24 protein-coding genes and 2 pseudogenes are annotated in these 26,454 nt (G+C 64.4%); 17 read left to right on the forward strand and 9 right to left on the reverse strand.

Translation table 11 applies throughout. The annotated features are described in order from the left end of the window. Positions 1-111 precede the first annotated feature (111 nt). Genes ACL9RJ_RS19025 through pilG form a run of 6 tightly spaced genes read right to left on the reverse strand, consistent with a single transcriptional unit; the run spans position 112 to position 9,929 of the window. The gene (locus ACL9RJ_RS19025) at positions 112-567 is read right to left on the reverse strand and encodes a chemotaxis protein CheW (protein WP_017124836.1); all 456 of its coding nucleotides are present in this window, start codon (positions 565-567) and stop codon (positions 112-114) included. Then, positions 560-6,490, reverse strand: a complete 5,931-nt coding sequence (locus ACL9RJ_RS19030; protein ID WP_422765552.1) for an Hpt domain-containing protein — start codon at positions 6,488-6,490, stop codon at positions 560-562. Before ACL9RJ_RS19030 ends, ACL9RJ_RS19025 begins: the two co-directional genes overlap by 8 nt. A gap of 7 nt (positions 6,491-6,497) precedes the next feature. Continuing rightward, positions 6,498-8,555, reverse strand: a complete 2,058-nt coding sequence (locus ACL9RJ_RS19035) for a methyl-accepting chemotaxis protein (RefSeq protein WP_017124838.1) — start codon at positions 8,553-8,555, stop codon at positions 6,498-6,500. Between the two features lie 3 nt (positions 8,556-8,558). After that, positions 8,559-9,098, reverse strand: coding sequence for a chemotaxis protein CheW (locus tag ACL9RJ_RS19040; protein WP_103032753.1), 540 nt, complete (start codon positions 9,096-9,098; stop codon positions 8,559-8,561). Between the two features lie 12 nt (positions 9,099-9,110). After that, positions 9,111-9,476, reverse strand: coding sequence for a twitching motility response regulator PilH (gene pilH / locus ACL9RJ_RS19045; protein ID WP_042934830.1), 366 nt, complete (start codon positions 9,474-9,476; stop codon positions 9,111-9,113). Between the two features lie 45 nt (positions 9,477-9,521). Beyond that, on the reverse strand, positions 9,522-9,929 hold the full coding sequence (pilG, locus tag ACL9RJ_RS19050; RefSeq protein WP_017124841.1) for a twitching motility response regulator PilG: 408 nt from the start codon (positions 9,927-9,929) through the stop codon (positions 9,522-9,524). A gap of 249 nt (positions 9,930-10,178) precedes the next feature. On the opposite strand from pilG, the gene gshB reads away from it, so the two are divergent. The 7 genes from gshB (at position 10,179) to ACL9RJ_RS19085 (ending at position 16,129) form a co-directional block, all read left to right on the forward strand. Continuing rightward, positions 10,179-11,132, forward strand: a complete 954-nt coding sequence (gshB, locus tag ACL9RJ_RS19055; RefSeq protein WP_042934799.1) for a glutathione synthase — start codon at positions 10,179-10,181, stop codon at positions 11,130-11,132. Positions 11,133-11,209: 77 nt separating this feature from the next. Further along, complete coding sequence (locus ACL9RJ_RS19060; protein ID WP_017124843.1) at positions 11,210-12,109, forward strand: energy transducer TonB; 900 nt, start codon at positions 11,210-11,212, stop codon at positions 12,107-12,109. Between the two features lie 139 nt (positions 12,110-12,248). Next, entirely contained in the window at positions 12,249-12,818 is a 570-nt protein-coding gene (locus ACL9RJ_RS19065) for a YqgE/AlgH family protein (protein ID WP_017124844.1), read from the forward strand. Beyond that, complete coding sequence (gene ruvX / locus ACL9RJ_RS19070; RefSeq protein ID WP_103032754.1) at positions 12,818-13,258, forward strand: Holliday junction resolvase RuvX; 441 nt, start codon at positions 12,818-12,820, stop codon at positions 13,256-13,258. The genes ACL9RJ_RS19065 and ruvX overlap by 1 nt, the downstream gene beginning before the upstream one ends. 68 nt (positions 13,259-13,326) lie before the next feature. After that, on the forward strand, positions 13,327-13,833 hold the full coding sequence (gene pyrR / locus ACL9RJ_RS19075; protein WP_017124847.1) for a bifunctional pyr operon transcriptional regulator/uracil phosphoribosyltransferase PyrR: 507 nt from the start codon (positions 13,327-13,329) through the stop codon (positions 13,831-13,833). Positions 13,834-13,856: 23 nt separating this feature from the next. Continuing rightward, positions 13,857-14,861 (forward strand): aspartate carbamoyltransferase catalytic subunit, encoded by a 1,005-nt coding sequence (locus ACL9RJ_RS19080; protein WP_103032755.1) that lies wholly within the window; start codon positions 13,857-13,859, stop codon positions 14,859-14,861. Further along, positions 14,858-16,129, forward strand: coding sequence for a dihydroorotase (locus ACL9RJ_RS19085; RefSeq protein WP_103032756.1), 1,272 nt, complete (start codon positions 14,858-14,860; stop codon positions 16,127-16,129). The genes ACL9RJ_RS19080 and ACL9RJ_RS19085 overlap by 4 nt, the downstream gene beginning before the upstream one ends. Positions 16,130-16,292: 163 nt before the next feature. Here ACL9RJ_RS19085 and ACL9RJ_RS19090 read toward each other — a convergent pair whose 3' ends face one another. After that, the gene (locus tag ACL9RJ_RS19090; protein WP_017124850.1) at positions 16,293-16,712 is read right to left on the reverse strand and encodes an NINE protein; all 420 of its coding nucleotides are present in this window, start codon (positions 16,710-16,712) and stop codon (positions 16,293-16,295) included. 220 nt (positions 16,713-16,932) lie between these two features. Here ACL9RJ_RS19090 and ACL9RJ_RS19095 point away from each other — a divergent pair. Next, positions 16,933-17,074 (forward strand): annotated as a pseudogene (locus ACL9RJ_RS19095) (peptidoglycan endopeptidase); the annotation flags it as partial. A 131-nt stretch (positions 17,075-17,205) separates the two neighbouring features. Next, positions 17,206-17,622, forward strand: a pseudogene (locus ACL9RJ_RS19100) (C40 family peptidase); the annotation flags it as partial. Between the two features lie 145 nt (positions 17,623-17,767). Here ACL9RJ_RS19100 and ACL9RJ_RS19105 read toward each other — a convergent pair. Continuing rightward, on the reverse strand, positions 17,768-18,874 hold the full coding sequence (locus ACL9RJ_RS19105; protein WP_017124852.1) for a PilT/PilU family type 4a pilus ATPase: 1,107 nt from the start codon (positions 18,872-18,874) through the stop codon (positions 17,768-17,770). Positions 18,875-18,985: 111 nt separating this feature from the next. Continuing rightward, positions 18,986-20,020, reverse strand: coding sequence for a type IV pilus twitching motility protein PilT (locus ACL9RJ_RS19110; RefSeq protein ID WP_017124853.1), 1,035 nt, complete (start codon positions 20,018-20,020; stop codon positions 18,986-18,988). A gap of 56 nt (positions 20,021-20,076) precedes the next feature. On the opposite strand from ACL9RJ_RS19110, the gene ACL9RJ_RS19115 reads away from it, so the two are divergent. From ACL9RJ_RS19115 to hemW, 8 genes are all read left to right on the forward strand, one after another. Then, positions 20,077-20,763 (forward strand): YggS family pyridoxal phosphate-dependent enzyme, encoded by a 687-nt coding sequence (locus tag ACL9RJ_RS19115; RefSeq protein ID WP_017124854.1) that lies wholly within the window; start codon positions 20,077-20,079, stop codon positions 20,761-20,763. Between the two features lie 33 nt (positions 20,764-20,796). Next, a complete protein-coding gene (proC, locus tag ACL9RJ_RS19120; protein WP_103032757.1) occupies positions 20,797-21,615 on the forward strand; it encodes a pyrroline-5-carboxylate reductase in 819 nt (272 codons plus the stop codon). An 18-nt stretch (positions 21,616-21,633) separates the two neighbouring features. Beyond that, the gene (locus ACL9RJ_RS19125) at positions 21,634-22,224 is read left to right on the forward strand and encodes a YggT family protein (protein WP_017124856.1); all 591 of its coding nucleotides are present in this window, start codon (positions 21,634-21,636) and stop codon (positions 22,222-22,224) included. Positions 22,225-22,428: 204 nt separating this feature from the next. Continuing rightward, positions 22,429-23,568: a homoserine O-succinyltransferase MetX gene (metX, locus tag ACL9RJ_RS19130; RefSeq protein WP_017124857.1), complete on the forward strand. Its 1,140-nt coding sequence runs from the start codon at positions 22,429-22,431 to the stop codon at positions 23,566-23,568. Positions 23,569-23,575: 7 nt separating this feature from the next. Beyond that, on the forward strand, positions 23,576-24,196 hold the full coding sequence (metW, locus tag ACL9RJ_RS19135) for a methionine biosynthesis protein MetW (RefSeq protein ID WP_017124858.1): 621 nt from the start codon (positions 23,576-23,578) through the stop codon (positions 24,194-24,196). Between the two features lie 26 nt (positions 24,197-24,222). Then, complete coding sequence (locus tag ACL9RJ_RS19140; RefSeq protein WP_017124859.1) at positions 24,223-24,654, forward strand: DUF4426 domain-containing protein; 432 nt, start codon at positions 24,223-24,225, stop codon at positions 24,652-24,654. Then, positions 24,651-25,247 (forward strand): RdgB/HAM1 family non-canonical purine NTP pyrophosphatase, encoded by a 597-nt coding sequence (gene rdgB, locus ACL9RJ_RS19145; RefSeq protein ID WP_042934810.1) that lies wholly within the window; start codon positions 24,651-24,653, stop codon positions 25,245-25,247. Before ACL9RJ_RS19140 ends, rdgB begins: the two co-directional genes overlap by 4 nt. Then, entirely contained in the window at positions 25,244-26,446 is a 1,203-nt protein-coding gene (gene hemW, locus ACL9RJ_RS19150) for a radical SAM family heme chaperone HemW (RefSeq protein ID WP_256261795.1), read from the forward strand. Before rdgB ends, hemW begins: the two co-directional genes overlap by 4 nt. Positions 26,447-26,454: the final 8 nt, after the last annotated feature.

The following is a 26,454-nucleotide window of genomic DNA, read 5'->3' on the forward strand; positions in this document are numbered from 1 at the left end:
CCGACAAGCCACTTCCTACAGGTTCAGGACTGTCTCGCAATCGTGGAAAAGACACGGACATTGTAGGAGCTGGCTTGCCAGCGAAGAGGCCGGCCGCCGCCACGCAATCGCTCAGGCCAGCCCCGACTCCAGCACCAGGCGCTCCAGCCCCAGCAGATCCGGCACTTTTGCCACCAGGTCGGCGACCTGGACCGCGGCCTTTTCCAGGTGGCACAGCGGCACGTCGACAAAGCTCAGCTGGCTGTCGAGCTTGTACGAGCGAGGAATGCCCTGGATCACCAGGGCGATGAACTTCAGTTCCGGCCGCCCGCCCAGGGCATTGAGAACGACGATCCGCGACCGGTCGCCGACTGCAATGGCCCCGCCACAGGCGGCCTCGAAGCTGATCAGCGGCAACTGCCGGTCACGCCAGGTGACTTGCCGCAGGTACCACGGCGGCGCATCGCTGGCCGGTTCGCCGCGCTGGTAATCGATCAGTTCGGCCACCGCCACGTTCGGCAGCAGCAGGTAGCGGTCGGCCAGTGGCAGCATCAGCCCGGTCAGGCTGCTCGCACGATGTTCATGCATGCACATGGCTCCAGTGGGCGATGCTCTCCAGCAGCACCGATTCCTGGTACGGCTTGCCCAGGTAGTCGTTGACGCCGATGGCCATGGCCCGGTCGCGGTGCTTCTGGCCGGTACGGGAAGTGATCATGATGATCGGCAAGTCCTTCAGGCGCGGATCGTTGCGGACCTGGGTCGCCACTTCGAAGCCGTCCATGCGCGGCATTTCGATATCCAGCAGCATCAGGTCCGGGGTGTGTTCCTGCAGCAGGGTCATCGCGTCCACGCCGTCCTTCGCGGTGATCACGTTCATGCCGTTGCGCTCCAGCAGCCGGCTGGTGACCTTGCGCACGGTGACCGAGTCGTCCACTACCATGACCAGCGTCGGTCGCATCGGCGTGAAGTCCACCGCCAGGTCGCTCAGCGCCCGCGGCACCGGCACCCAGGCCTGGGAAGTGCGCACATGGGCCAGCAGGTCGAGAATCAACACCACCCGGCCATCGCCGAGAATCGTCGCGCCGGACAAGCCCGACACGGCGGCAAACTGCGGCCCCAGGCTCTTGACCACGATTTCCCGGGTGCCGGCCAGGGTGTCCACCTGCAACGCCACCCGCTGCTCGTTGCAATGCACCAGCAGCACCGGCAGCGCCTGGCTCAGCCCGAGCAGCTTGGGCTTGCTGACGGTTTGCAGCAGTTCGCCCAGGTAGCGCAATTCGTAGGTCTGCCCGGCGTATTCGTAACGCGGCGGGTTCATCTGGTAATAACCTTCCAGCTCGCCGGGCAGGACCCGCACGATGCCTTCGACGGTATTCAACGGGATCGCATATTGCTCCTCGCCACACTGCACCATCAGCGCGCGGTTCACCGAGACGCTGAATGGCAGGCGGATCTGGAAGTGCACGCCCTGTCCCTTGATCGAGTCGATGGTCATGGTCCCGCCCAGTTGCCGCACTTCCTCGTGGACCACGTCCATGCCGACGCCGCGCCCGGAAATCTGGGTGATGCGCTCGGCGGTGGAGAAGCCCGGCTGGAGGATGAACTGCAACACGTCGCGGTCGCTGATCAGCGTGTCTTCCTCGATCATCCCGCGCTTGATCGCCTTGCGCCGCACGGCATCGAGGGGAACACCGGCGCCGTCGTCGCGGATATCGAAGACGATGTCGCCGCCTTCATGGGACAGGTCCAGGGTGATCCGTCCCTGTTCCGGCTTGCCGGCCGCCAGCCGCACCTGGGCACTTTCCAGGCCGTGGTCAACGGCGTTGCGCAGCATGTGTTCCAGGGGCGCGATCATGCGTTCGAGGACATTGCGGTCCATCTCGCCTTCGGCATTGCCGACAATGAAATCGACGTCCTTGCCCAACTCTCCGGCCACCTGCCGGACGATGCGCTTCAGGCGTGGCACCAGGCGTTCGAACGGCACCATGCGCGTGCGCATCAGGCCTTCCTGCAACTCGGTATTGACCCGCGCCTGTTGCAGCAACAGGTTCTCCGCGTCCTGGTTACGGCCGGCCAGGGTTTCCTTGAGGTCGAGCAGGTCGGAGGCCGACTCGAACAAGGCCCGCGACAGTTGCTGCAACTGCGAGTGGCGATCCATTTCCAGCGGGTCGAATTCTTCGTAGCCCAGGCGCTCGGCTTCCACCTGCTGACGGCTGAGGATCCGCCCCTGGGTTTCGATATCCATCCGCCGCAGTTGGTCGCGCATCCGCGAGAGGGTGGTTTCCATTTCGTTGAGCGCGACCTTGGCGTCATTCACCTGCTGCTCGATGCGCCCACGGAAGATCGAGGTTTCCCCCGCCAGGTTGACCAGGTCCTCCAGCAGATCCGCGGAGACCTTGACCATGTCCTGGGGCGGACGCTCGGCTTCGGGCAGCACCGCCTCGCTCTTGGACGGCAGCGAAGGCGCAGGCTCCGGCGTCACCGGCAGCTCGACCACGGGCTGGCGACCAAAGGCCTGGATCTCGGCAATCAGGGCATCGGCCGGGACCACCGGCTGTTCGTCGCGCACCGCATCGAGCATCTGCGCCAGACGGTCATGGCCGCTCTGCAACAGCTCGAACAGCGCCTCGCCAGGCTGCAGCAGCAGGGTCGACACGCCTTCGTAGAGAAACTCCAGTTCATGGGCCAGGTCGCCGATGGGCGCAATCTCGACCATTCGCGCACCGCCCTTGAGGGTGTGCAGGTCGCGCAGCAGGGTTTCCACTTCCTGGCGGCTCGACGGCTCGGCCTGCCAGCGCTGCAGCGCGGCGCCGGAGCTTTCGATGATGTCGAAGCCTTCCTCGAGAAAGACCTCCAGCAATTCCGGATCGCTGACCGCTGTCGGCAACTCGGCCGGCTCTCCCGGTTCGAGCGGTTCCGCCGCCTGCTGGCGAAACGCGCGGATGCCGTCGATCAGCGCCGCCGGATCGCTCAGGGGTTGCTGGCCTTGCAGTTGCTCCAGCAACACGGCGAGGTGGTCATGGCTCTTTTGCAGCAGCAGCGCCAGGGCCGGGGAGTGGCTGAAACGCCGGTCCACCAGGCCTTCGTAAAGATTTTCCAGTTCGTGGGCCAGGTCGCCGACCGGACCGATCTCGGCCATCCGCGCGCCGCCCTTGAGGGTATGCAGGTCGCGTTGCAGGGACAGCAGCGGCGCGGCGTTGTCCGGCTCGTCGAGCCAGCGCTGCAGGGCCAGCCCGGCGCTGTCGAGAATATCCGCCGCCTCTTCGAGAAAGATCGTCACGATCTCGTCATCCAGATCGACGCCGCCGGCCACCCCGGCCGCGTCAACCCGGGCCGCCTCGGCGGTGGCCGTGGTCAGCTCGGTGATGCTCAGGGTGCGGCTGCCGTCGGTCTTGATCAGCCCGGTGGCGGACGGGTCGAGGGCTTCGTCGAGCAACTCGCGCAGTGCCTGGACGCGGGCCGGCTGCGGGTTGATTGCCTGGCCGGCGGCCAGTTCGTCGAGCATGTTGATCAGCGCTTCATGGGCCTGCTGGGCCTCATGGAAAAACCGTTCGCTGACCGCCAGGCTGCTCTCTTCGACGACGCCGTAGAGATCCAGCAAGGCTTCGCACAACTCGTCCACCGGCTCCAGGTCGGCGATATGCGCGCCCTGGCCGAGGGTGGTCAGTTCGTCCAGCAGGTCGTTGAGTTCCTGGCGCTCGCCGGGATGCTGCTGCCAACGCAGCAACAGGTTCTCGGCGTCCAGCAGGATATCCATGCCCTGGGCAAGGAAGTTGTTGATCAGTTGCGGGTCACGCCGGGGCCGCTGGGCACTGCTGGGCTCGCTCAGCAACGCGTCGAGACGGCTCGCCAGCAGGGCCTCGGTGCGCTGGATCAGCTCCGGCGCGCCGCTGATGGCGGCCAGCGGATCGTTGTCCAACTGCTTCAGGCCACGGCGAAACAACCCTTCGGCCTCGAACAGCAGTTCGATCTCGTCCAGGTCCAGCGCCAGCAGGTGAGCCTTGAATTCCCGGGCCAGATGGTCAAGCGGCGCGGCCAGTTCGGCCATCGGCAGGACCCCGGCCATATAGGCACTGCCCTTGAGGGTGTGCAGGGCCCGTTGCAGTTCGTCGCTGGCCTGCAGCGGCAGGTGTTCGGCGGCCTGCTCGAGAAAGCGGTTGAGGCTGTCGAGATGGGTTTCGGCCTCGTTGCGGAAGATTTCCAGCAACTGCGGGTCAAGGCCCTCGGCCTCGCCAGCGACGTCAGCCTCGTCGTCATCCGAACTGGCCAGCTCATGGGCCCGGGCGGCTATCCAGTCGACATCGTCACGCTGGCGCTGGGCATTGGCGGCGAACTCGCCGATCAGCTCCGGCAGCAAGGCCACCACATCGGCGATCAGTTGCTGCACCGCCGGCTCCGGTTCGACGCTGCGCTCCAGCACTCGGTTGAGCAGGTTCTCCACGGCCCAGGCCAGTTCGGCCAGCACCAGCGCACGCACCATCCGACCGCTGCCCTTCAGGGTATGGAAGGCCCGGCGCAACTCGGCCAGGGCCGATTTGCTCTCGAGATCGGCGAGCCAGCGTGGCAGGTAGTCGCGCAAGGCATCGAGGACTTCCTCGGTTTCCTCGAGGAAGACTTCGCGCAATTCGTCATCGACCGGCGCTTCATCGGACGGCGGCGGCAGCAGGCTCCCCGGCATCTGCCGGGCCGGCGGGTTGAGCGCCGAGACCGGGCTGGCCAGGACATCGGCCAGGGACTGCACCACCTGGGGGTCGTCCAGCGCCTGCAAATCGTGCATGACCTGGGCCTCACTGGGGCTCAGGATTTCTTCGAGCAACGGCACGTCCAGTTCGACCGGCGCATAGCCCAGCGCATCGAGGCTTTCCTCGGCCTTGTCCAGCACCCGCTCGCCAGGCGCCTCATGGTCTTCGGCCAGGCGCTCGAGGTAGTACTCGATGCTGGTCAGCGCGTCGGCAAGCCGATCGAGTTGTTGCCAGGACGGTGGTGCCGGGTCTACCAGCAGGTGTTCGCGGACATAGCGGTTGCAGGTTTCCAGCAGGCTCGCGGCGCGGCCCAGGGGAATCATCGCCAGGGCGCCACGGACCTGGGTCAGCAGCTCGGGCAGCGGCATCAGGCGCTCGCGGTCCCAGTCGGCATCGATGTAGTCGACGATCAGGTCCTTGGCCTGCTGCAGGCAGATCCGCGCTTCCTTGATCACGATCTGGTGAATCTGGGTCAGGTCGGTGGTCGGCAGGCGGCTTTCTTCGCGGCTTTCCGGCTCCACCGTGCCGATCATCCCGGCCAGCGTCGCCTCGACATAGAGCAAGGCCCCGGCGACATCCATCAGCACCGCGTCATTGGGTTCGCGCTGCCCCTGGGCCAGGCCCTGGACCACCGCCAGTTGATCGATGATGACCTTGCGCGGCTGGCCGAAACCGAGCACCGCCAGGGTATCAGCGATCTGCCGCAACGGCGCCAGCAGGCTGGCCAGGTCGTCGGTGTGCTGGCGGTCGCTGCGCACGAACAGGTCGAGCCGCTCCTTGACCCGCACCAGCTCTTCACAGAGCGCCGAGACCACCGAACGCATGGCATCCCGGTCGGGGCCGGCCAGGCGCGCGCGCTCTTCGTCGACCACGGAAGTCGCGGGCAAGGCCTCGTCGAGACCGTAGCGCGCCTTCAGGGCGAGCATCTGCGCGGTGGGCCGCTCGGCCTTGGCGATATAGAACAGCAGGCTCTTGAGCAATTCGTCCGGCGCGGCCTGGTTGATGCCGGCCATGCCCTGTTCCAGCAGGCGCTTGAGTTCCTTGTCGGAATCCTTGAGCAGGCTGCGCAGGGCCGGGCTGTTGCCGATGGCACCGCTGAGCATGCCTTCGACCAGCGCCGAGCCGACCTGCCAGAGCTGGCCCAGCGGAGCGTTCTGGCACAGGCTTTCGAGACGGGCGAAGACCTTGGCCATGTAGCCGAGGTTGGTCTGATCGTCCTGTTCGCGCAGCAAGCCGACCAGCGCGGTCTGCAGCATCTGCCGCAGTTTGCGCAGCAGGTTGGGCAGTTCCGCCGGGGCCTGGCGGGCCAGGGCCGCGTCGTCGAGGGCGGGCAGTTCGAGCAGGGTCGGACTGAACAGGCTGGTTTCCGAGAGCAGGCTTTCGCCGCGGGCACTGCGCAGGTCGTTGAGCAGCGGCAGCACCACCAGCGGCAGGTCGCGGCGGGCGCTGTGCACACGGTCCAGGTACAGCGGCAGTTGACCGAAAGCCTGGTGCAACAGGCTGATGGCCTCTTCCTGCTCGCCGACCCGGCCCTGCTGCATGGCCAGCACCAGTTGTTCCATCTCTTCGGCCAGCAGGGCCGCGCCGTAGAACTCGACCATCTGCAAGCTGCCATGCACCTGGTGGATGCAGGCCAGGCATTCGGCGATGTCCTGGCTCGAATGCCCCGGTTCGTCGAAGGCATCCAGGGCCTGGCGGGCCTGCTTCAGGGTGTCGGCGATTTCGCCCTTGACCCATTCGAGGGCCACATAGTCGTGGTGGTCGCTCATGCTTGCACTACCGGGTTTCACGCGCATCTTGCGCCTGGGGCAAGGTGAAGCCGGAGACCGAGCGCCGCAGCTGGCTGGCCATTTTCGCCAGGTTGCCAATGCTGTCGGCGGTGGCGGTCGAGCCGGATGAGGTCTGGGTGGTGATCTGCTGGATCACGTTCATGGTCAGCGAGATCTGCCCTGCCGACGAGGTCTGTTGCTGGGCTGCGTTGGAAATGCTCTGGATCAGCGCCGCCAGGGTCTTCGAGACGCCTTCGATTTCCTCCAGGGCCACACCGGCGTCCTGCGCCAGGCGGGCGCCACGCACCACTTCGGTGGTGGTCTGCTCCATGGAAATCACCGCTTCGTTGGTATCGGCCTGGATCGCCCGCACCAGGGTCTCGATCTGCCGGGTGGCGGCGGAAGAGCGTTCGGCCAGGCGCTGGACTTCGTCGGCGACCACCGCGAAGCCACGCCCGGCATCGCCGGCCATGGACGCCTGGATCGCCGCGTTGAGGGCGAGGATATTGGTCTGGTCGGCAATGTCGTCGATCAGGTTGACGATATCGCCGATCTCCTGGGAAGACTCGCCGAGCCGCTTGATGCGCTTGGCGGTGTCCTGGATCTGCTCACGGATATTGTCCATGCCGTGAATGGTGTTGTGCACCACCTCGTTGCCCTTGTTGGCGATTTCCACCGAGCGCTCGGCCACCGCCGAGGATTCAGCGGCGTTGGCCGATACCTGGTCGATGGACTCGGCCATGTCGCTGATGGCGGCGGACGCCTCGCTGATCTGCTGGGCCTGGTGCTCGGAGGCTTCGGCCAGTTGCATCGCGGTGGCCTGGGTTTCCTGCACGGCGGCGGCCACCTGGCCGGCGGTGAGGTTGATGGTCGCGACCAGATCGCGCAACTGGTCCACCGAATAGTTGATCGAGTCGGCGATAGTCCCGGTGAAGTCTTCGGTCACCGAGGCGGTCACGGTCAGGTCACCGTCGGCCAGGTCCTCTATTTCATCCAGCAGGCGCATGATCGCGTGCTGGTTGCGCTCGTTCTTTTCCGCGGTCTCATGCAGTTGCCGGTTGGTCTCGCGCACCATCACCAGGCCGATCAGGATGATCGAGGCCAGCGCCAGCAGGCCCAGGACATAACCGCCGATGGTGTCGAGGGAACGCCCGCCCGCCAGGTTTTCAAAACCGTTGGCCAGGTGCGAGGCCTCGTCCAGCAGGGTCTGCGAAAGGCTGAAGATATTGCTGGCGGACTCGCGGACCTGGAACAGTTCCGGCGACGTCTCGAGAATTTCGTCGACGGAACCGGAGACGAACTGGAAGAGTTCGGCAATATCGCCGAGACGGGCGCGGGCGTCCTTGTCTTCGACCTGGGAAATCTTCAGCGCCGCATTGCCCTGCAGCATGCCATTGAGCACCTGGCCGAAGCGCGCCGCGTCACGCCCGAAGGCATCGGCGGCCTGGGACGCGGTTTCATCCCCGGCCAGCACGGTATTCACCGCGCCGAGAATGCGCTCGGCGAGCAACGACTGGCGCTGGGCCATGGCCACCTGGGCCGCCGGCGCACCGCGTTGCAGGAGGATTTCCACGACCTTTTCGTACTCGACCTGCAGCTGCGGCACCGTTTCGGCCAGGGTCGCGGCCACCTGGTGCAGGGACAACACGGTCTGTTCGCTGGCAAGGATCGCATCGGTGTTCTTCAGCAGGCTTTCCCAGTCCTGCTGCACCGCGTGCATTTCGCTGCGCACCACCGGTGGCGCGGCGGGCAGGCCGGTGGCCGGGTCGCCTTTCTTCAGGTAGCCCCAGCGCTGGGCGAAGTCGTTGCGTGCATCGCTGAGCAGCTTGAACGCCGCGGCCTTGCCGGAAGCGGCCTCGGTGGCGTTCTTGGCGATACGCTGGGACAGCACCCGCAGTTCGCCGGCGTGGCTGATGTACTGCTTGTCGTAGTTGGACTGGGTGTTCAGGTACGCGAAGTTGGCGAACAACAGCATGATGAACACGATCAGCGCGATAAACAGCACGATGATCTGCGAACGACTGCGCGAAGCCTCTTCCGGCTTGCTGGTTTTGGCTTTAATCATCGATCAGACCGCCACTTCGAGAAAACCCGGCGCCTGTGCCAGGACAAACGGGCTGAACACCCACCAGCTGCGCCCACGTTCGAAACAGCCCTGCACAAAGGGCGCCACCACCAGTTCCGGGCGCTCGACCGAATGCATCTGCCGGCTGCCCTGGGGAAAGTGCTGCATGCCCGCCACCTCATCCACCAGCAGGCCGGCGAACACCTCCTTGTACTCCAGCACCAGTACCCGCCGCTGCTTGCGCAACGGCGACAACTCATGCCCGAAGAAACCGCACAGGTCCATGATCGGCAACAACCGCCCGCGCAGGTTGGCGACGCCCCTGACCCAGGGCTTCACCCCCGGCAGCAGGGTGTAGCGCGGCTCATGGAGAACCTCGGCCACTTCGCCCATCGGCGCCACGTACCATTGCTCGCCGAGCCGGAAACCGATGCCGCTCCAGGTGTCCTGGCGGGTTTCCTGGGACGGCAGGTCCGCCGCCAGCAGCCGGCAGCGCTGGTCGATTTCCAGCAACAGCTGGAAGGCGGTCTGCGATTCAGCCATGGGCGCCGGCCGTCAACCGGCCAGGACGTTGTTCAGGGTCTTGAGCAGGGTCTCTTCGTCGACCGGCTTGGTCAGGTAGTCCCTGGCCCCCTGGCGCGTACCCCAGACCTTGTCGGTTTCCTGATCCTTGGTGGTGATGATGATCACCGGGATCGCCGCGGTTTCCGGGTCCTTGGTCAACTGGCGGGTCGCCTGGAAACCGTTGAGGCCGGGCATGACGATGTCCATCAGGACCGCGTCGGGCTTTTCCTGGCGGGCCAGGGCCACGCCGTCGGCGCCGTTCTCGGCCTTGAGGACCTCATGGCCGTGCTTTTCCAGCATGCCGGTCAGTTTGTACATTTCAGTCGGCGAATCATCGACGATCAGGATGCGTGCCATGGTGTTCCCCATTTCTTATAAAGAGGGCGGCCCACCGGCCACCCGTCAATGTGCTTGTTCCACTGCCGCGAATCCCGGCACATGGGCCTTGATCGCATCCAGCAGCTCTTCCTTGCTGAAGGGCTTGGTCAAGAAGCGGTCGGAGCCGACGATGCGCCCCTTGGCCTTGTCGAACAGGCCGTCCTTGGACGACAGCATGATCACCGGCGTCGACTTGAACGCACTGTTGTTCTTGATCAGGGCGCAGGTCTGATAACCATCCAGGCGCGGCATCATGATGTCGACGAAGATGATGCCCGGATGATGATCGGCAATCTTGGCCAGCGCATCGAAACCGTCGATGGCCGTGATGACTTCGCAACCGACATGCTTGAGCAGCGTTTCGGCCGTGCGACGAATCGTCTTGGAGTCATCGATGACCATGACTTTCAAGGCTGTGGAATGCTGTTCCATATCTGCTCTACCATCGCCACAGCGACTCGTTTTCTACGGATACCCGGTTTCCGGGCGCGAAACCCTTGATGTGGAAGGATTTCGTACAGGATGCGAACCTTTTTAGCACAGTCTCCCCACGCAATCCATGAGCGGCCTCGGCGCGGCTGCCAGAGGCGGTTTTTCCTTGACCGGGAATCGGTGTAGCGCCACTCTGACGCCACTTTTTCAAGCCATCGCGGCCTTCACGGCCAACAGAGGATATAGCCCATGAGCGTTCGTCTCGGGATTGTCATGGACCCCATCGCCAGCATCTCCTATAAGAAGGACAGCTCGCTGGCCATGTTGCTGGCCGCCCAGGAGCGCGGCTGGACGCTGTTCTACATGGAACAGCAGGACCTTTATCAAGATGCTGGCGTGGCCCGGGCACGGATGAAACCCTTGAAGGTGTTCGCCAACCCCGAGCACTGGTTCGAGTTGGAAGCCGAGACCGACGCAGCCCTGAGCGATCTGGACGTGATCCTGATGCGCAAGGACCCGCCGTTCGACATGGAGTTCGTCTACTCCACCTACCTGCTGGAACAGGCCGAGCGCGCCGGCGTGCTGGTGGTGAACAAGCCCCAGAGCCTGCGCGACTGCAACGAAAAGCTGTTCGCCACCCAGTTCCCGCACTGCACGCCGCCGACCCTGGTCAGCCGTCGGGCCGATGTCCTGCGCGAATTCGCCGCCAGGCACGGTGACGTGATCCTCAAGCCGCTGGACGGCATGGGCGGCACCTCGATCTTCCGGCACCGTGTCGGCGACCCGAACCTGTCGGTGATCCTCGAGACCCTGACCGCCCTCGGCACCCAGCAGATCATGGCCCAGGCCTACCTGCCGGGGATCAAGGACGGTGACAAGCGCATCCTGATGATCGATGGCGAACCGGTGCCGTATTGCCTGGCGCGGATCCCGGCTGCCGGCGAAACCCGCGGCAACCTGGCGGCCGGCGGTCGTGGCGAAGCCCGTCCGCTGACCGACCGCGACCGCTGGATCGCTGCCCAGGTCGGCCCGACCCTGCGCGAAAAAGGCCTGCTGTTCGTCGGCCTCGACGTGATCGGCGAGCACCTGACGGAAATCAACGTCACCAGCCCTACCTGCATCCGCGAAATCGACAATGCCTTCGGCACCAATATCGGCGGCCTGCTGATGGATGCCATCGAGCAGAAGCTCAAAAGCCGTTGATGTAGAACAGCCGAGATGAAACCAACATTGCGTTATCATGCATCGCCTCTGATACGCGTGATGTTGGTTTCCTGGTCATGACACTCCCCGCCGATCTGCCCCCCGAACTCTCCCGCACCGGCGTGCGCCCGGCCGATCGGCTCGGCTTTACCCTGTTTCTCGCCGCCCTGATCCACCTGGCGCTGATCCTCGGCATCGGTTTCAGCTTCGTCGAGCCCAAGCAGATCAGCAGGACCCTGGAAATCACCCTGGCCACCTTCAAGAGCGAAACCAAGCCTGCCAAGGCCGACTTTATCGCCCAGGAAAACCAGCAGGGCAGCGGCACCCTGGACAAGAAGGCGATCCCCACCACCACCGAGGTCGCGCCGTTCCAGGACAACATCGTCAACAAAGTGACCCCGCCGCCACCGGCCAAGCAGGAAATCAAGGAAGCCGCGCCCAAGGCCGCTGTCGCCACCGTGGCGCCAAAACCCAGGAAAACCGTGACCAAACGCGAGGAAACCCGGACCGAAGTCACGCCCAAGGCCGAAACACCGACCTTCGACAGCTCGCAGCTGTCCAGCGATATCGCCAGCCTGGAGGCGGAACTGGCCAAGGAACAGCAGTTGTACGCCAAGCGCCCGCGCATCCACCGCCTCAGCGCCGCCTCGACCATGCGCGACAAGGGCGCCTGGTACAAGGACGAGTGGCGCAAGAAGGTCGAGCGGATCGGCAACCTCAACTATCCCGAGGAAGCACGGCGCCAGCAGATCTACGGCAACCTGCGGCTGATGGTCTCGATCAACCACGACGGTTCGCTGTATGAAGTGCTGGTCCTGGAATCCTCCGGCCAGCCCCTGCTGGACCAGGCGGCCCAGCGCATCGTGCGCCTGGCGGCCCCCTTCGCGCCCTTTACCGGCGATCTGTCGGATATCGACCGCCTGGAAATCATCCGCACCTGGCGTTTTGCCCGGGGAGACAAGCTGTCCAGCAACTGAGAACCCGTGAGAATCTGCAGGAAAACCTGTGGGAGGGGGCTTGCCCCCGAAGCTGTCGGCGCCTGCAAGGTCCTGCGTGGAGCAACAAGTCCGCGCACGCCGCTTGTCAGCTTGCCCGCCCAACGCCACACTAGGGCTCATGAAAAACCTCACCCCGACTTACCTCAAGCATCACTTCCTGATCGCCATGCCGCATATGGCCGACCCGAATTTCGCGCAGACCTTGACCTACATCGTCGAGCACACCGCGAACGGTGCCATGGGACTGGTTATCAACCGCCCACAATCGCTGAACCTGGCCGATATCCTCGAACAGTTGCGCCCGGACATTGATCCGCCCGGCCTCTGCCAGCATGTGCCGATCTACTCCGGCGGCCCGGTGCAGACCGATCGCGGCTTTGTCCTGCATCCGATCGGCAAGACCTACCAGGCCACCGTCGAACTCGAAGGCCTGGCGCTGTCGACGTCCCAGGACGTGCTGTTCGCCATCGCCGACGGCATCGGCCCGGAGCGCAGCCTGATCGCCCTCGGCTATGCCGGCTGGGAAGCCGGGCAACTGGAAGCCGAACTGGCCGATAACGCCTGGCTGACCTGCCCGTTTTCCCCGGACATCCTCTTCGAAACCGACAGCGATGCACGCCTGGCCGCCGCCGCCGCCCGGCTGGGCGTCAATCTCAGCCTGCTCACCAGCCAGGCGGGCCACGCCTGATGGCCAATATCCGCCTGCTGCTGGGCTTCGACTACGGGACCCGGCAGATCGGTGTCGCCGTCGGCCAGATGATCACCGGCCAGGCCCGCGAGCTTTGCACCCTCAAGGCGCAGAACGGCATTCCCGACTGGAACCAGGTCGAAGCCCTCATCAAGGAGTGGAAACCCGATGCCGTAGTGGTCGGCCTGCCCCTGAACATGGACGGCACCCCCAGCGAAATGTGCGCCCGGGCGGAAAAATTCGCCCGCCGGCTCAACGGTCGCTACAACGTGCCGTTCTTCACCCAGGATGAACGCCTGACCACGTTCGAGGCCAAGGGCGAGCGCATGGCCAAGGGCGGACAGAAAGGCACCTATCGCGACAACCCGGTGGACGCCATCGCCGCCAAGCTGCTGCTGCAAAGCTGGATCGAAGAAAACCCTGCACCCCCAGAATCCTGAAGGCGTTTCACGCCCCACCGTTTCAGCCCTCGCCGCGCTTGCCGGGCGGGGCCCTTGAAGGAGCCACCATGAGCCTGCCCAATCCCGCCGAACTGATCGACCAGATGGCCATCCGCCTCAAGGCCCACCTGCAACAGCGCGCCATCGACACCCCGCGCTATATCGGCATCCGCACCGGTGGCGTGTGGGTCGCGCAGGCGCTGCTCAAGGCGCTGAACAGCGATTCGCCGCTGGGCACCCTGGACGTTTCCTTCTACCGCGACGACTTCAGCCAGAACGGCCTGCACCCGCAGGTACGCCCCTCCGAGCTGCCGTTCGAGATCGAAGGCCAGCACCTGGTGCTGATCGACGATGTGCTGATGAGTGGCCGGACCATCCGCGCCGCCCTCAACGAACTGTTCGACTATGGCCGCCCGGCCAGCGTGACCCTGGTCTGCCTGCTGGACCTGGACGCCGCCGAGTTGCCGATCCGGCCGAATGTGGTGGGCGCGACCCTGTCACTGGCGCCCACGGAACGGGTAAAATTGTCCGGCCCCGCACCGCTCCAACTTGAACTTCAAGACCTGGCCCTTTAAGCACCTAAAAAGAGTCCCTTGCGATGACGCCTCCAGACGCCAAGCGCCCCCTGCAGCTCAATGATCAGGGCCAGCTGCGCCACTTCCTGTCGCTTGACGGTTTGCGCCGCGAGCTGCTGACCGAGATCCTCGATACCGCCGACTCCTTCCTCGAAGTTGGCGCCCGGGCGGTGAAGAAAGTCCCGCTGCTGCGCGGCAAGACCGTGTGCAACGTGTTCTTCGAGAACTCCACCCGTACCCGCACCACCTTCGAACTGGCGGCCCAGCGGCTGTCGGCGGACGTGATCACGCTGAACGTGTCGACCTCGTCCGCGAGCAAGGGCGAAACCCTGCTCGACACCCTGCGCAACCTCGAGGCCATGGCCGCCGACATGTTCGTGGTACGCCACGGCGACTCCGGCGCCGCGCACTTCATCGCCGAACACGTCTGCCCGCAGGTGGCGATCATCAACGGCGGCGACGGCCGCCATGCCCACCCGACCCAGGGCATGCTCGACATGCTGACCATCCGCCGGCACAAGGGCGGCTTCGAAAACCTCTCCGTGGCGATTGTCGGCGACATCCTGCACTCGCGGGTCGCGCGCTCGAACATGCTCGCGCTGAAGACCCTGGGCTGCCCGGATATCCGCGTGATCGCCCCGAAAACCCTGCTGCCGATCGGCATCGAGCAATATGGCGTGAAGGTCTACACCGACCTCGCCGAGGGCCTGAAGGATGTCGACGTGGTGATCATGCTGCGCCTGCAGCGTGAACGCATGACCGGCGGCCTGCTGCCCAGCGAAGGCGAGTTCTACCGCCTGTTCGGCCTGACCACCGCGCGCCTGGCCGGTGCCAGGCCGGATGCCATCGTGATGCACCCGGGCCCGATCAACCGCGGCGTGGAGATCGAGTCGGCGGTGGCCGACGGTCCGCGCTCGGTCATCCTCAATCAAGTCACCTACGGTATCGCCGTGCGCATGGCCGTGTTGTCCATGGCCATGAGCGGACAGACCGCCCAGCGCCAATTCGAGCAGGAGAACGCCCAGTGAAGCTCAGCATTCTCGGCGCCCGCGTCATCGATCCAAGCAGTGGCCTGGATCAAGTTACCGATCTGCACCTGGAAGCCGGCAAGATCATTGCCATCGGCGCCGCCCCGGCGGGCTTCGCCGCCAGTGAAACCATCGACGCCAAGGGCCTGGTCGCCGCCCCCGGGCTGGTGGACCTCAACGTCGCCCTGCGCGAGCCGGGCTACAGCCGCAAGGGCAGCATCGCCAGCGAAACCCGGGCCGCCGCCGCCGGTGGTATCACCAGCCTGTGCTGCCCGCCCCGGACCAAACCGGTGCTGGACACCTCGGCCGTGGCCGAGCTGATCCTCGACCGTGCCCGCGAGGCCGGCAATACCAAGGTGTTTCCGATCGGCGCACTGAGCAAGGGCCTCGACGGCGAGCAACTGGCAGAGCTGGTTGCCCTGCGCGATGCCGGCTGCGTGGCCTTCGGCAACGGCCTGGACAGTTTCCGCAACAGCCGCACCCTGTGCCGGGCGCTGGATTACGCGGCAACCTTCGACCTGACGGTGGTGTTCCATTCCCAGGACCATGACCTGGCCGAAGGCGGCCTGGCCCACGAAGGCGCGACCGCCAGCTTCCTAGGCTTGCCGGGGATCCCGGAAACCGCGGAAACCGTGGCCCTGGCCCGCGACCTGCTGCTGGTGGAACAGACCGGCGTACGGGCGCACTTCAGCCAGCTGACCAGCGCCCGCGGCGTGGCGCTGATCGCCCAGGCGCAGGCGCGGGGCCTGCGGGTCACCGCCGATGTGGCGCTGTACCAGTTGATCCTGACCGACGAAGCGCTGATCGATTTCTCCAGCCTCTATCACGTGCAACCGCCGCTGCGCACCCGCGCCGACCGCGACGGCCTGCGCGAAGCGGTGAAATCCGGGGTGGTCCAGGCGATTTCCAGCCATCACCAGCCCCATGAGCGGGACGCCAAGCTGGCCCCGTTCGGCGCGACCGAGCCGGGTATCAGCAGCGTCGAGCTGCTGCTGCCGCTGGCGTTGACCCTGGTGGAAGATGGCCTGCTGGACCTGCCAACCCTGCTCGCGCGCCTGAGCGCCGGCCCGGCCGACGCCCTGCGCCTGCCGGCGGGCAAGCTGACGGTGGGTGCGGCGGCCGACCTGGTGTTGTTCGATCCGAGCACTTCGACCGTGGCCGGCGAACACTGGCTGTCCCGCGGCGAGAACTGCCCGTTCATCGGCCACGCCTTGCCGGGAACAGTGCGCTACACGCTGATGGACGGACGGATCACCCACCAGGCCTGACACCGGAGCAGCGCTGCGGCGCAGAGGTCGATCGTTCCCACGCTCTGCGTGGGAACGCCTCTCAGGACGCTCTGCGTCCGCTTGTGTGACGCAGAGCGTCACGATCTGCATTCCCACGCGGAGCGTGGGAACGATCCTAAGCCCGACTCACAGACTCCCGGGTTCAGCCCCGCCCGCTGTTCTTCAGCGACACCTGGTCGTTCAGCGTCCAGAAGTCATACAAGACACCCAGGAAGAACAACCCGCCCGTCACCAGGTACAGCAAGCCGGTCAGCCACTTGCCCTGGTACATCCGGTGCACGCCCAGCACGCCAAGGAAGGTCAGCAGCAACCAGGCGACGTTGTAGTCCAGCGGACCCGGGGTGAAGCGCAGGTCGGCTTCACGATCCATGGCTGGAATCAGGAACACATCGATCAGCCAGCCGATACCCAGAAGACCCAGGGTAAAAAACCAGATCGTGCCGGTGATCGGCTTGCCGTAATAGAAGCGGTGAGAACCGGTAAAACCGAAAATCCACAGCAGATACCCGAGTAAAACGTTGTGGGTACTCGCTGGCGCGCCATCCTGCCGATAGCTGTTCATAAGTGACCTCTCTGAGCCCGATAGATAAATTTTTCGTCATTTCGTGTGACTTTTTTACTGTCTCAAAACATGTAACAAACTCTTGCTGAAAATGGCTGAAAGCCTTGTGGGGCCTGACTTGCGCGTGACCCACCGGTCTGTTTTCGCTGTCCCGGAGCGGTTTTGCCCCTGTATAGAATCGACAAACGGCCTCGGAAATGACCAAAAAGCTGTTATAAAGTTGCGCGCTAACCCATATGAGCCTTGCCTAATGCGACCATTTTTCAAGACATGGCTGACCATTTGCCTTTTGATGCCACTGGCCGCCCACGCCACCAATCGTGAGCAACGTCTTCCCAACGTCAACGGTCATACCGCAAAGTCACCTGCAACCGTTGCCACGCTGTCCGAGATCAGCGTTCCCTCCGCCAAGCACCCGGGCAAGCATGCCAGCTCGCTCAAGGTGAAGCACGGCGTGGTCACCACCACGGCTGTCACCGGAGCACCGAACGCCAAGCAGAGCAGCGCCGTGCTGAGTCGCGCGGTGAACGTGCTGGGCACCCCTTACCGCTGGGGCGGCAGCAGCCCGAGCAAGGGCTTCGACTGCAGCGGACTGGTCAAGTATGCCTTCAACGGCGTGGCCGCCGGCGACCTGCCGCGCACGTCCAACGCCATGGCCGCCGGCCACGGCCTGAAAGTCGATCGCAAGGACCTGAAGCCGGGCGACCTGCTGTTCTTCAACATCAAGAGCCGCAAGGTCAACCACGTCGCCATCTACCTGGGCAACGACCGCTTCATCCATGCCCCGCGTCGCGGCAAGGCCGTGACCATCGACACGCTGAAGAAACCCTACTGGGACAGCCACTACGCGATCGCCAAGCGAGTGATCCCGAAAGAACAGAACAGCCACCTGCGGGTTGTTCAGCGCTGATCCCATGATCGTTCCCACGCTCCGCGTGGGAACGCAGCCCGTGACGCTCCGCGTCACAGATCCAGGGCGGACCCAGAGCGTCCCGTGAGATATTCCCACGCAGAGCGTGGGAACGATCAATACGCTCAATGCCTCATCACCTCGCTTACTCCGGGTTCAGGCTCAAGTCAGCCGATGTCTCGCTACCCGCGCCCTTCTCCAGCTTGATCATCAACCGCAGGTCATTGGCCGAATCCGCATAGGCCAGCGCATCGCGGTAGCTGATCGCGCCCTCCTGGTACAACACGTACAACGCCTGGTCCAGGGTCTGCATGCCCTGTTCGGTCGAGCGTTTCATCAGCGACTTGAGCTCCTTGATCTCGCCCTTGCGGATCAGGTCGGCCATCAGCGGCGTGTTCAACAGCACTTCCACCACCGCCCGCCTGCCGGTGCCGTCCCGCGTCGGAATCAGTTGCTGGGCGACGATGGCGCGCAGGTTGAGGGACAGTTCCATCCAGATCTGCGGATGCCGGTCCACCGGGAAGAAGTTGATGATCCGCTCCAGCGCCTGGTCGGCATTCGGCGCGTGCAGGGTCGCCAGGCACAGATGCCCGGTTTCCGCGAAGGCCAGGGCATGGCCCATGGTTTCGCGGGTGCGGACTTCACCGATCATGATCAGGTCCGGTGCCTGGCGCAGGGTATTTTTCAGCGCCACCTCGTAGGAATCGGTATCGATGCCCACTTCGCGCTGGGTGATGATGCAGTTCTGGTGTTCGTGGATGAATTCGATGGGGTCTTCGACGGTGACGATATGACCGCTGCCCTGCTGGTTGCGGTGACCGATCATCGCCGCCAGGGACGTCGACTTGCCAGTGCCGGTGGCGCCGACGAACATCACCAGCCCGCGCTTGAGCAGCGCCAGTTGTTCGATGACCTCCGGCAGCTTCAGGTCGGCCAGTTGCGGAATCTGCGTTTCGATCCGCCGCAGCACCATGCCCGGTTGGTTGCGCTGGTAGAAGGCGCTCACGCGGAAGCGGCCGATGCCCTTGGGATGGATGGCGAAATTGCACTCGTGCAGGTGGGTGAAGTCGAGCTTCTGGCGCTCGCTCATCAGTCCGAACACCGCGTCGTGGGTCTGTTCCTGGGTCAGCGGGTTGCGGGTCACCGGCAGGATCTGGCCGTTGACCTTCAGCGACGGCGGCAGTCCCGGGGTGATAAACAGGTCGGAACCGCCCTTCTCCACCATCAGGCGCAGCAGTTTCTCGAACTCCATGAGCTTCTCCGCGTCAGTTCAGGCATTACCTGTGTGACAGCGTAGAAGCTCCAGCGTCTTCGGGCCTGACAAAAACTCGCCGGGCGGCGATCAGGCAGTTTTCGTCAGGGCCTAGAAGTTGTCGGGAATCTTTGCCTTCTCCCGGGCGTTATCGCGGGTGATCAGGCCCTTGGCCAACAGATCCTTGAGGCACATGTCCAGGGTCTGCATGCCCAGGGAGCCGCCAGTCTGGATCGACGAGTACATCTGCGCCACCTTGTCCTCGCGGATCAGGTTACGGATCGCCGGGGTGCCGAGCATGATTTCATGGGCCGCGACCCGCCCGCCGCCGACCTTTTTCAGCAGGCTCTGGGAAATCACCGCCTGCAGGGATTCGGAGAGCATCGAGCGGACCATGGATTTCTCTTCCGCCGGGAACACGTCGACCACCCGGTCGATGGTCTTCGCCGCGGAGGTGGTGTGCAGCGTACCGAACACCAGGTGGCCGGTTTCGGCGGCGGTCAGTGCCAGGCGAATGGTTTCCAGGTCGCGCATCTCGCCCACCAGGATCACGTCCGGGTCTTCCCGCAGGGCCGAGCGCAGGGCGGCGGAGAAACTCTGCGTGTCGCGGTGCACTTCACGCTGGTTGACCAGGCACTTCTTCGACTCGTGGACGAATTCGATCGGGTCCTCGATGGTCAGGATATGGTGGTGCTTGTTGTTGTTCAGGTAGTCGATCATCGCCGCCAGGGTGGTCGATTTACCCGAACCGGTTGGGCCAGTCACTAGCACCAGGCCACGAGGAACCTCGGTAATCTTGCGGAACACCTCGCCCATGCCCAGGTCGTTCATGGTCAGGACTTTCGACGGAATGGTCCGGAAGACCGCGCCCGCACCACGGTTCTGGTTGAAGGCGTTGACCCGGAAACGCGCCACGCCCGGCACCTCGAAGGAGAAGTCGGTTTCCAGGAACTCCTCGAAATCCTTGCGCTGGCGGTCATTCATGATGTCGTAGATCAGGTCGTGGACCTGCTTGTGGTCCAGCGCCGGCAGGTTGATCCGGCGCACGTCACCATCGACCCGGATCATCGGCGGCAGCCCGGCCGAGAGGTGCAAGTCCGACGCGCCCTGTTTGGCGCTAAAGGCCAGCAGCTCGGTGATATCCATGAGACTCCCCAATACAGGTAGAATGCCGCAGACTTTTGACCTGCTGGCGAAATTGAATGACCACGATAGCAGACAACATTGCCTCCGTTGCAGCCCGTATCAGTGCCGCCGCCCTGGCCTGTGGCCGCGATGCCGCCGATATCCACCTGCTCGCCGTGAGCAAGACCAAGCCCGCCGCGGCCGTGCGTGAAGCCCATGCCGCCGGCCTGCGGGATTTCGGCGAGAACTACCTGCAGGAAGCCCTCGGCAAGCAGGCCGAATTGACCGACCTGCCCTTGTGTTGGCACTTTATCGGCCCCATTCAATCGAACAAGACTCGAGCCATTGCCGAGCATTTCGACTGGGTGCACTCCGTGGATCGCCTGAAAATCGCACAACGCCTGTCCGAACAGCGTCCGCCCGAGCTGGCGCCGCTGAATATCTGCATCCAGGTCAATGTCAGCGGCGAAGCCAGCAAGTCCGGCTGCGCACCGGCCGACCTGCCGGCCCTGGTCGCGGCCATCGGCACCTTGCCGAACCTGGTCCTGCGCGGGCTGATGGCGATTCCCGAACCCACCGAAGAGCGTGCCGCACAAGACGCCGCGTTCGCCACCGTGCGGACTTTGCAAGACAGCCTGCACCTGCCGCTAGACACACTTTCCATGGGCATGAGCCACGATCTCGAATCGGCCATTGCCCAGGGCGCCACCTGGGTGCGGATCGGTACCGCGCTGTTTGGTGCCCGCGACTACGGCCAGGCCTGAAATGGCCTTACACACTCGTTCAAAGGATCCGTCATGAGCAATAATCGAATCACTTTCATCGGTGCCGGCAACATGGCGGCCAGCCTGATCGGCGGCCTGCGGGCCGAAGGTCTGGATGCCGCGCTGATTCGCGCCAGCGATCCGGGCGCCGAGACCCGCGCGCGGGTCCAGGCCGAACATGGTATCGAGGTGTTCGCCGACAACGCCGAGGCCATCGAAGGGGCCGACGTGGTGGTGCTGGCGGTCAAGCCGCAAGCCATGAAAGCCGTGTGCGAGGCCCTGCGCCCGCACCTCAAGCCCCATCAGCTGGTGGTGTCCATTGCCGCCGGCATCACCTGCGCGAGCATGAACAACTGGCTCGGCGCCCAGCCGATCGTGCGCTGCATGCCCAATACCCCGGCGCTGCTGCGCAAAGGCGTCAGCGGCCTGTTCGCCACCGGGCAGGTCTCCGCCGGGCAGCGCCAGCAGGCACAGACCCTGTTGTCAGCCGTCGGCACCGCCCTGTGGCTGGACGAAGAGCAGCAACTGGACGCGGTCACCGCGGTATCCGGTAGCGGCCCGGCGTACTTCTTCCTGCTGATCGAGGCCATGACCGCCGCCGGCGAGAAACTCGGCCTGTCCCGCGAGGTCGCCACCCAGCTGAGCCAGCAGACGGCCCTGGGTGCCGCCCACATGGCTGTCGCCAGCGATGTCGACGCCGCCGAGCTGCGCCGTCGGGTGACCTCGCCGGCCGGCACCACCGAAGCCGCGATCAAGACCTTCCAGGCCGGCGGCTTCGAAGCCCTGGTAGAACAGGCGCTCGGCGCCGCCGCCCGGCGTTCGGCCGAAATGGCCGAGCAACTCGGCCAGTAATCCTCGAGGGAACACTTAATGTTTGCACTCAATAGCGCTGCCATTTTTGTCATCCAGACCCTGGGCAGCCTGTACCTGTTGGTGGTTCTGCTGCGTTTCATCCTGCAACTGGTGCGGGCGAACTTCTACAACCCGCTCTGCCAGTTCACCGTCAAGGCCACCCAGCCGCTGCTCAAGCCACTGCGCCGGATCATTCCCAGCCTCTTCGGCCTGGACATGTCCTCGCTGGTGCTGGCGATCATCGTGCAGATGCTGCTGATGGCGGTGATCCTGCTGCTGAGCTACGGCGTGACCGGCAATATCGGCTACCTGCTGATCTGGGCGATCATCGGCGTCACCTCGCTGTTCCTCAAGGTGTTCTTCTTCGCCATGATCATCAGCGTGATCCTCTCCTGGGTCGCCCCGGGCAGCCACAGTCCGGCGGCCGAACTGGTGTTCCAGATCAGCGAACCGGCCCTGGCGCCGTTCCGCAAGATCGTGCCGAACCTGGGCGGGCTGGATATCTCGCCGATCCTCGCGTTCCTGGTCATCCAGTTGCTGCAGAGCTACGTGATTCCACCGCTGGCGGTGATGAGCGGCATGCCCGAGGTGTTGTTCCGGTTGATCTGACCCCACCCTGCTTCGTGGAAGCCGGCTTGCTGGCGATTGCGGTCTGACAGCCGACATCATTGTCGCCTGACGCGCCGCTATCGCCAGCAAGCCGGCTCCCACGATGTTCATACAGCCGCCAGCAGTACACACCGCGGTCTCGCTGCTTGCCGCTGATCCCCCCGCTCATTAGACTTACGCCTCATTCAAGCGTGAGCAGGGTTGATGTCCACTGTCTTTCCCCACGATTCCGTCGGGCTGGTCGTGCCGCAAACGGCACATTTCAGCGAACCCCTGGCCCTGGCCTGCGGTCGCTCCCTGCCCGCCTACGACCTGATCTACGAAACCTACGGCAGCCTCAACGCCACGGCGAGCAATGCCGTGCTGATCTGCCATGCCCTGTCCGGCCATCATCACGCGGCGGGCTATCACAGCGCCGACGAGCGCAAGCCCGGCTGGTGGGACAGTTGCATCGGTCCCGGCAAGCCCATCGACACCAACAAGTTCTTCGTCGTCAGCCTGAACAACCTCGGCGGCTGCAACGGTTCCACCGGCCCGAGCAGCCTCAACCCCGAGACCGGCAAGCCCTTCGGCGCCGACTTCCCGGTGCTGACCGTGGAAGACTGGGTCCACAGCCAGGCCCGCCTCGCCGACCGCCTGGGCATCGGCCAATGGGCCGCCGTGATCGGCGGCAGCCTGGGCGGCATGCAGGCGCTGCAATGGACCATCACCTATCCGGATCGCGTGCGCCATTGCCTGGCGATCGCCTCGGCACCGAAGCTGTCGGCACAGAACATCGCCTTCAACGAAGTGGCGCGCCAGGCGATCCTCACCGATCCGGAGTTCCACGGCGGTTCTTTCCAGGAACGCGGCGTGATCCCCAAGCGCGGCCTGATGCTGGCGCGGATGGTCGGCCATATCACCTACCTGTCCGACGACTCCATGGGCGAGAAATTCGGCCGGGGGCTCAAGAGCGAGAAGCTCAACTACGACTTCCACAGCGTCGAGTTCCAGGTCGAAAGCTACCTGCGCTACCAGGGCGAGGAGTTTTCCGGGCGCTTCGACGCCAATACCTACCTGCTGATGACCAAGGCCCTGGACTACTTCGATCCGGCGGCGAACTTCGACGACGACCTGGCGAAGACCTTCGCCAACGCCCGGGCCAAGTTCTGCGTGATGTCCTTCACCACCGACTGGCGCTTCTCCCCGGCCCGCTCGCGGGAACTGGTCGACGCGCTGATGGCGGCGCGCAAGGACGTCTGCTACCTGGAAATCGACGCCCCGCAAGGCCACGACGCCTTCCTGATTCCGATCCCGCGTTATCTGCAGGCGTTCGGTAACTACATGAACCGAGTTGAAGTGTGAGAACGCCATGAGAGCCGACCTGGAAATCATCCAAGAGTGGATCCCCGCCGGCAGCCGCGTGCTCGACCTCGGTTGCGGCGACGGCGAACTGCTGACCTGGCTGCGCGACAACAAGCAGGTCACCGGCTACGGCCTGGAAAACGACCCGGACAACATCGCCGAGTGCGTGGCCAAGGGCATCAACGTCATCGAGCAGGACCTGGACAAGGGCCTGGGCAACTTCGCCAGCAACAGTTTCGACATCGTGGTCATGACCCAGGCCCTGCAGGCCGTGCATTACCCGGACAAGATCCTCGACGAAATGCTCCGGGTCGGCCGCCAGTGCATCATCACCTTCCCCAACTTCGGGCACTGGCGCTGCCGCTGGTACCTGGCGAGCAAGGGCCGGATGCCGGTCTCGGAATTCCTGCCGTACACCTGGTACAACACGCCGAACATCCACTTCTGCACATTCGAGGACTTTGAAGAACTGTGCCGCGAACGTGAAGCCAAGGTCATTGATCGGCTGGCCGTGGATCAACAGCACCGCCACGGGTGGGCGAGCAAGCTATGGCCTAATCTGTTAGGTGAGATCGGCATCTACCGCGTCAGCAGCCCCGGCCTGCTGGAACACCAGATCGCGGTGTGAATCACCACATTTCGAGGAGAACGATCATGGGTCGTTTAGCGTTGTTGTTAACCGCCTGCCTGAGCCTCGGCGCCATGGCGGCGGATGTCATCAAGAGCGAACGCCAGGAAACCTTCGGCGACGTGACGGTGCACTACAACACTTTCAACTCCACGTACCTGCAGCCGGACATCGCCAAGGCCGCCGAGCTGATCCGCAGCAAGAACCTGGGCGTGATCAACGTCTCGGTGATCAAGGGCGGCAAACCGTCGGTCGCCAACGTCACCGGCACGATCAAGGACCTGACCAGCAAGACCGTGACGCTGAACTTCCGCCAGGTCACCGAACAGGGCGCGATCTACTACATCGCCCAGTATCCGGTGGAGCAGCAGGAAACCCACACCTTTGAAATCAAGGTGCAGAACGGCGACAAGGTCAACACCATCAATTTTAACCAAGAGCTTTTCCCCGGCGAATGATGAACCTCAAGCAGCTCGTATTGGCCAGCCATAACGCCGGCAAACTCAAGGAACTCCAGGCCATGCTCGGCGATTCGGTGCAACTGCGCTCGATCGGCGAGTTCAGCAGCGTCGAGCCGGAAGAGACCGGCCTGTCGTTCGTCGAGAACGCCATCCTCAAGGCCCGTAACGCCGCGCGTATTTCCGGCTTGCCGGCGCTGGCCGACGATTCCGGCCTGGCGGTGGACTTCCTCGGCGGTGCGCCGGGGATCTACTCGGCCCGCTACGCCGACGGCCAGGGCGACGCGGCGAACAACGCCAAGCTGCTGGACGCCCTCAAGGATGTCCCGCAGGCCGAGCGCGGCGCCCAGTTCGTCTGCGTCCTGGCCTTGGTGCGGCACGCCGACGATCCGCTGCCGATCCTCTGTGAAGGCCTGTGGCACGGGCGCATCCTGACCGCCGCCAGCGGCGAACACGGTTTCGGCTACGATCCGCTGTTCTGGGTACCCGAGCGCGACTGCTCCAGCGCCGAACTGAACCCGGTGGAAAAGAACCAGCTCAGCCACCGCGCCCGCGCCATGGCCCTGCTGCGGCAACGCCTGGGCCTGAAATGACCCGGACTTCTTCCGCGCAGCCGCTGATCCATGGCGGTGCGCAACCTCCTCGGGCGGCGTTGCCGCAGTTGCCGCCCCTGGCGCTGTACATCCATATTCCCTGGTGCGTGCGCAAATGCCCGTATTGCGACTTCAACTCCCATGCCGCCAGCCCGGTGCTGCCGGAAGAAGAGTATGTCGACGCACTGCTGGCCGACCTCGACCAGGACCTGCACGCCGCCCATGGCCGTGAACTGAGCTCGATCTTCTTCGGTGGCGGTACGCCGAGCCTGTTCAGCGCCCAGGCGCTGGGACGCCTGCTCAAGGGCGTCGAGGCGCGCATCCCGTTCGCCGGCGATATCGAAATCACCCTGGAAGCCAATCCCGGGACCTTCGAACAGGAAAAATTCGTCGCCTACCGGCAACTGGGGATCAATCGGCTGTCGATCGGCATCCAGAGTTTCCAGGAAGAAAAGCTCAAGGCCCTGGGGCGCATCCATACCGGCGGCGAAGCCGTGCGGGCGGCGGACATGGCGCGCCAGGCCGGCTTCGACAACTTCAACCTGGACCTGATGCACGGCTTGCCTGACCAGTCCCTGGAGGACGCCCTCGGCGACCTGCGCCAGGCCATCGCGCTGAAGCCGACGCACCTGTCCTGGTACCAGTTGACCCTGGAGCCCAACACCGTGTTCTGGAACCAGCCGCCAACGCTGCCCGAGGATGACACCCTGTGGGATATCCAGGAAGCCGGGCAGGCCCTGCTGGCCGAGCACGGCTACGCCCAATACGAGGTCTCGGCCTATGCCCAGCCCGGACGGGCGGCGCGGCACAACCTCAATTACTGGAGCTTTGGCGACTTCATCGGCATCGGTGCCGGGGCCCACGGCAAGCTCAGCCACCCGGACGGACGCATTGTCCGTACCTGGAAAACCCGCCTGCCCAAGGACTACCTGAACCCGGCCAAGAGCTTCAAGGCCGGAGAGAAAGCCCTGGGCAACGACGAGTTGCCGTTCGAGTTCCTGATGAATGCCCTGCGGCTGACCGAGGGTGTCGATGCGGTCCTGTTTGCCCAGCGCACCGGGCTTGCCCTCGACAGCTTGAGCGAAGGGCGGGCCGAGGCAGAACAAAGCGGCCTGTTGCAGGTCGAACCCACACGCCTGGCGGCGACCGCCCGTGGCCAGCTGTTTCTCAATGACCTGCTGCAATACTTCTTGACCTAAGGAAACCC

The sequence above is a fragment of the Pseudomonas sp. Mn2068 genome (genome assembly GCF_049319725.1).
GTDB lineage: Bacteria > Pseudomonadota > Gammaproteobacteria > Pseudomonadales > Pseudomonadaceae > Aquipseudomonas > Aquipseudomonas gingeri.

Coding starts and splice junctions, on each gene's coding strand:
- ACL9RJ_RS19025 (WP_017124836.1), bottom strand. CDS start 567: ATGCATGAACATCGTGCGAGCAGCCTGACCGGGCTGATGCTGCCACTG.
- ACL9RJ_RS19030 (WP_422765552.1), bottom strand. CDS start 6,490: ATGAGCGACCACCACGACTATGTGGCCCTCGAATGGGTCAAGGGCGAA.
- ACL9RJ_RS19035 (WP_017124838.1), bottom strand. CDS start 8,555: ATGATTAAAGCCAAAACCAGCAAGCCGGAAGAGGCTTCGCGCAGTCGT.
- ACL9RJ_RS19040 (WP_103032753.1), bottom strand. CDS start 9,098: ATGGCTGAATCGCAGACCGCCTTCCAGCTGTTGCTGGAAATCGACCAG.
- pilH (WP_042934830.1), bottom strand. CDS start 9,476: ATGGCACGCATCCTGATCGTCGATGATTCGCCGACTGAAATGTACAAA.
- pilG (WP_017124841.1), bottom strand. CDS start 9,929: ATGGAACAGCATTCCACAGCCTTGAAAGTCATGGTCATCGATGACTCC.
- gshB (WP_042934799.1), top strand. CDS start 10,179: ATGAGCGTTCGTCTCGGGATTGTCATGGACCCCATCGCCAGCATCTCC.
- ACL9RJ_RS19060 (WP_017124843.1), top strand. CDS start 11,210: ATGACACTCCCCGCCGATCTGCCCCCCGAACTCTCCCGCACCGGCGTG.
- ACL9RJ_RS19065 (WP_017124844.1), top strand. CDS start 12,249: ATGAAAAACCTCACCCCGACTTACCTCAAGCATCACTTCCTGATCGCC.
- ruvX (WP_103032754.1), top strand. CDS start 12,818: ATGGCCAATATCCGCCTGCTGCTGGGCTTCGACTACGGGACCCGGCAG.
- pyrR (WP_017124847.1), top strand. CDS start 13,327: ATGAGCCTGCCCAATCCCGCCGAACTGATCGACCAGATGGCCATCCGC.
- ACL9RJ_RS19080 (WP_103032755.1), top strand. CDS start 13,857: ATGACGCCTCCAGACGCCAAGCGCCCCCTGCAGCTCAATGATCAGGGC.
- ACL9RJ_RS19090 (WP_017124850.1), bottom strand. CDS start 16,712: ATGAACAGCTATCGGCAGGATGGCGCGCCAGCGAGTACCCACAACGTT.
- ACL9RJ_RS19105 (WP_017124852.1), bottom strand. CDS start 18,874: ATGGAGTTCGAGAAACTGCTGCGCCTGATGGTGGAGAAGGGCGGTTCC.
- ACL9RJ_RS19110 (WP_017124853.1), bottom strand. CDS start 20,020: ATGGATATCACCGAGCTGCTGGCCTTTAGCGCCAAACAGGGCGCGTCG.
- ACL9RJ_RS19115 (WP_017124854.1), top strand. CDS start 20,077: ATGACCACGATAGCAGACAACATTGCCTCCGTTGCAGCCCGTATCAGT.
- proC (WP_103032757.1), top strand. CDS start 20,797: ATGAGCAATAATCGAATCACTTTCATCGGTGCCGGCAACATGGCGGCC.
- ACL9RJ_RS19125 (WP_017124856.1), top strand. CDS start 21,634: ATGTTTGCACTCAATAGCGCTGCCATTTTTGTCATCCAGACCCTGGGC.
- metX (WP_017124857.1), top strand. CDS start 22,429: ATGTCCACTGTCTTTCCCCACGATTCCGTCGGGCTGGTCGTGCCGCAA.
- metW (WP_017124858.1), top strand. CDS start 23,576: ATGAGAGCCGACCTGGAAATCATCCAAGAGTGGATCCCCGCCGGCAGC.
- ACL9RJ_RS19140 (WP_017124859.1), top strand. CDS start 24,223: ATGGGTCGTTTAGCGTTGTTGTTAACCGCCTGCCTGAGCCTCGGCGCC.
- rdgB (WP_042934810.1), top strand. CDS start 24,651: ATGATGAACCTCAAGCAGCTCGTATTGGCCAGCCATAACGCCGGCAAA.
- hemW (WP_256261795.1), top strand. CDS start 25,244: ATGACCCGGACTTCTTCCGCGCAGCCGCTGATCCATGGCGGTGCGCAA.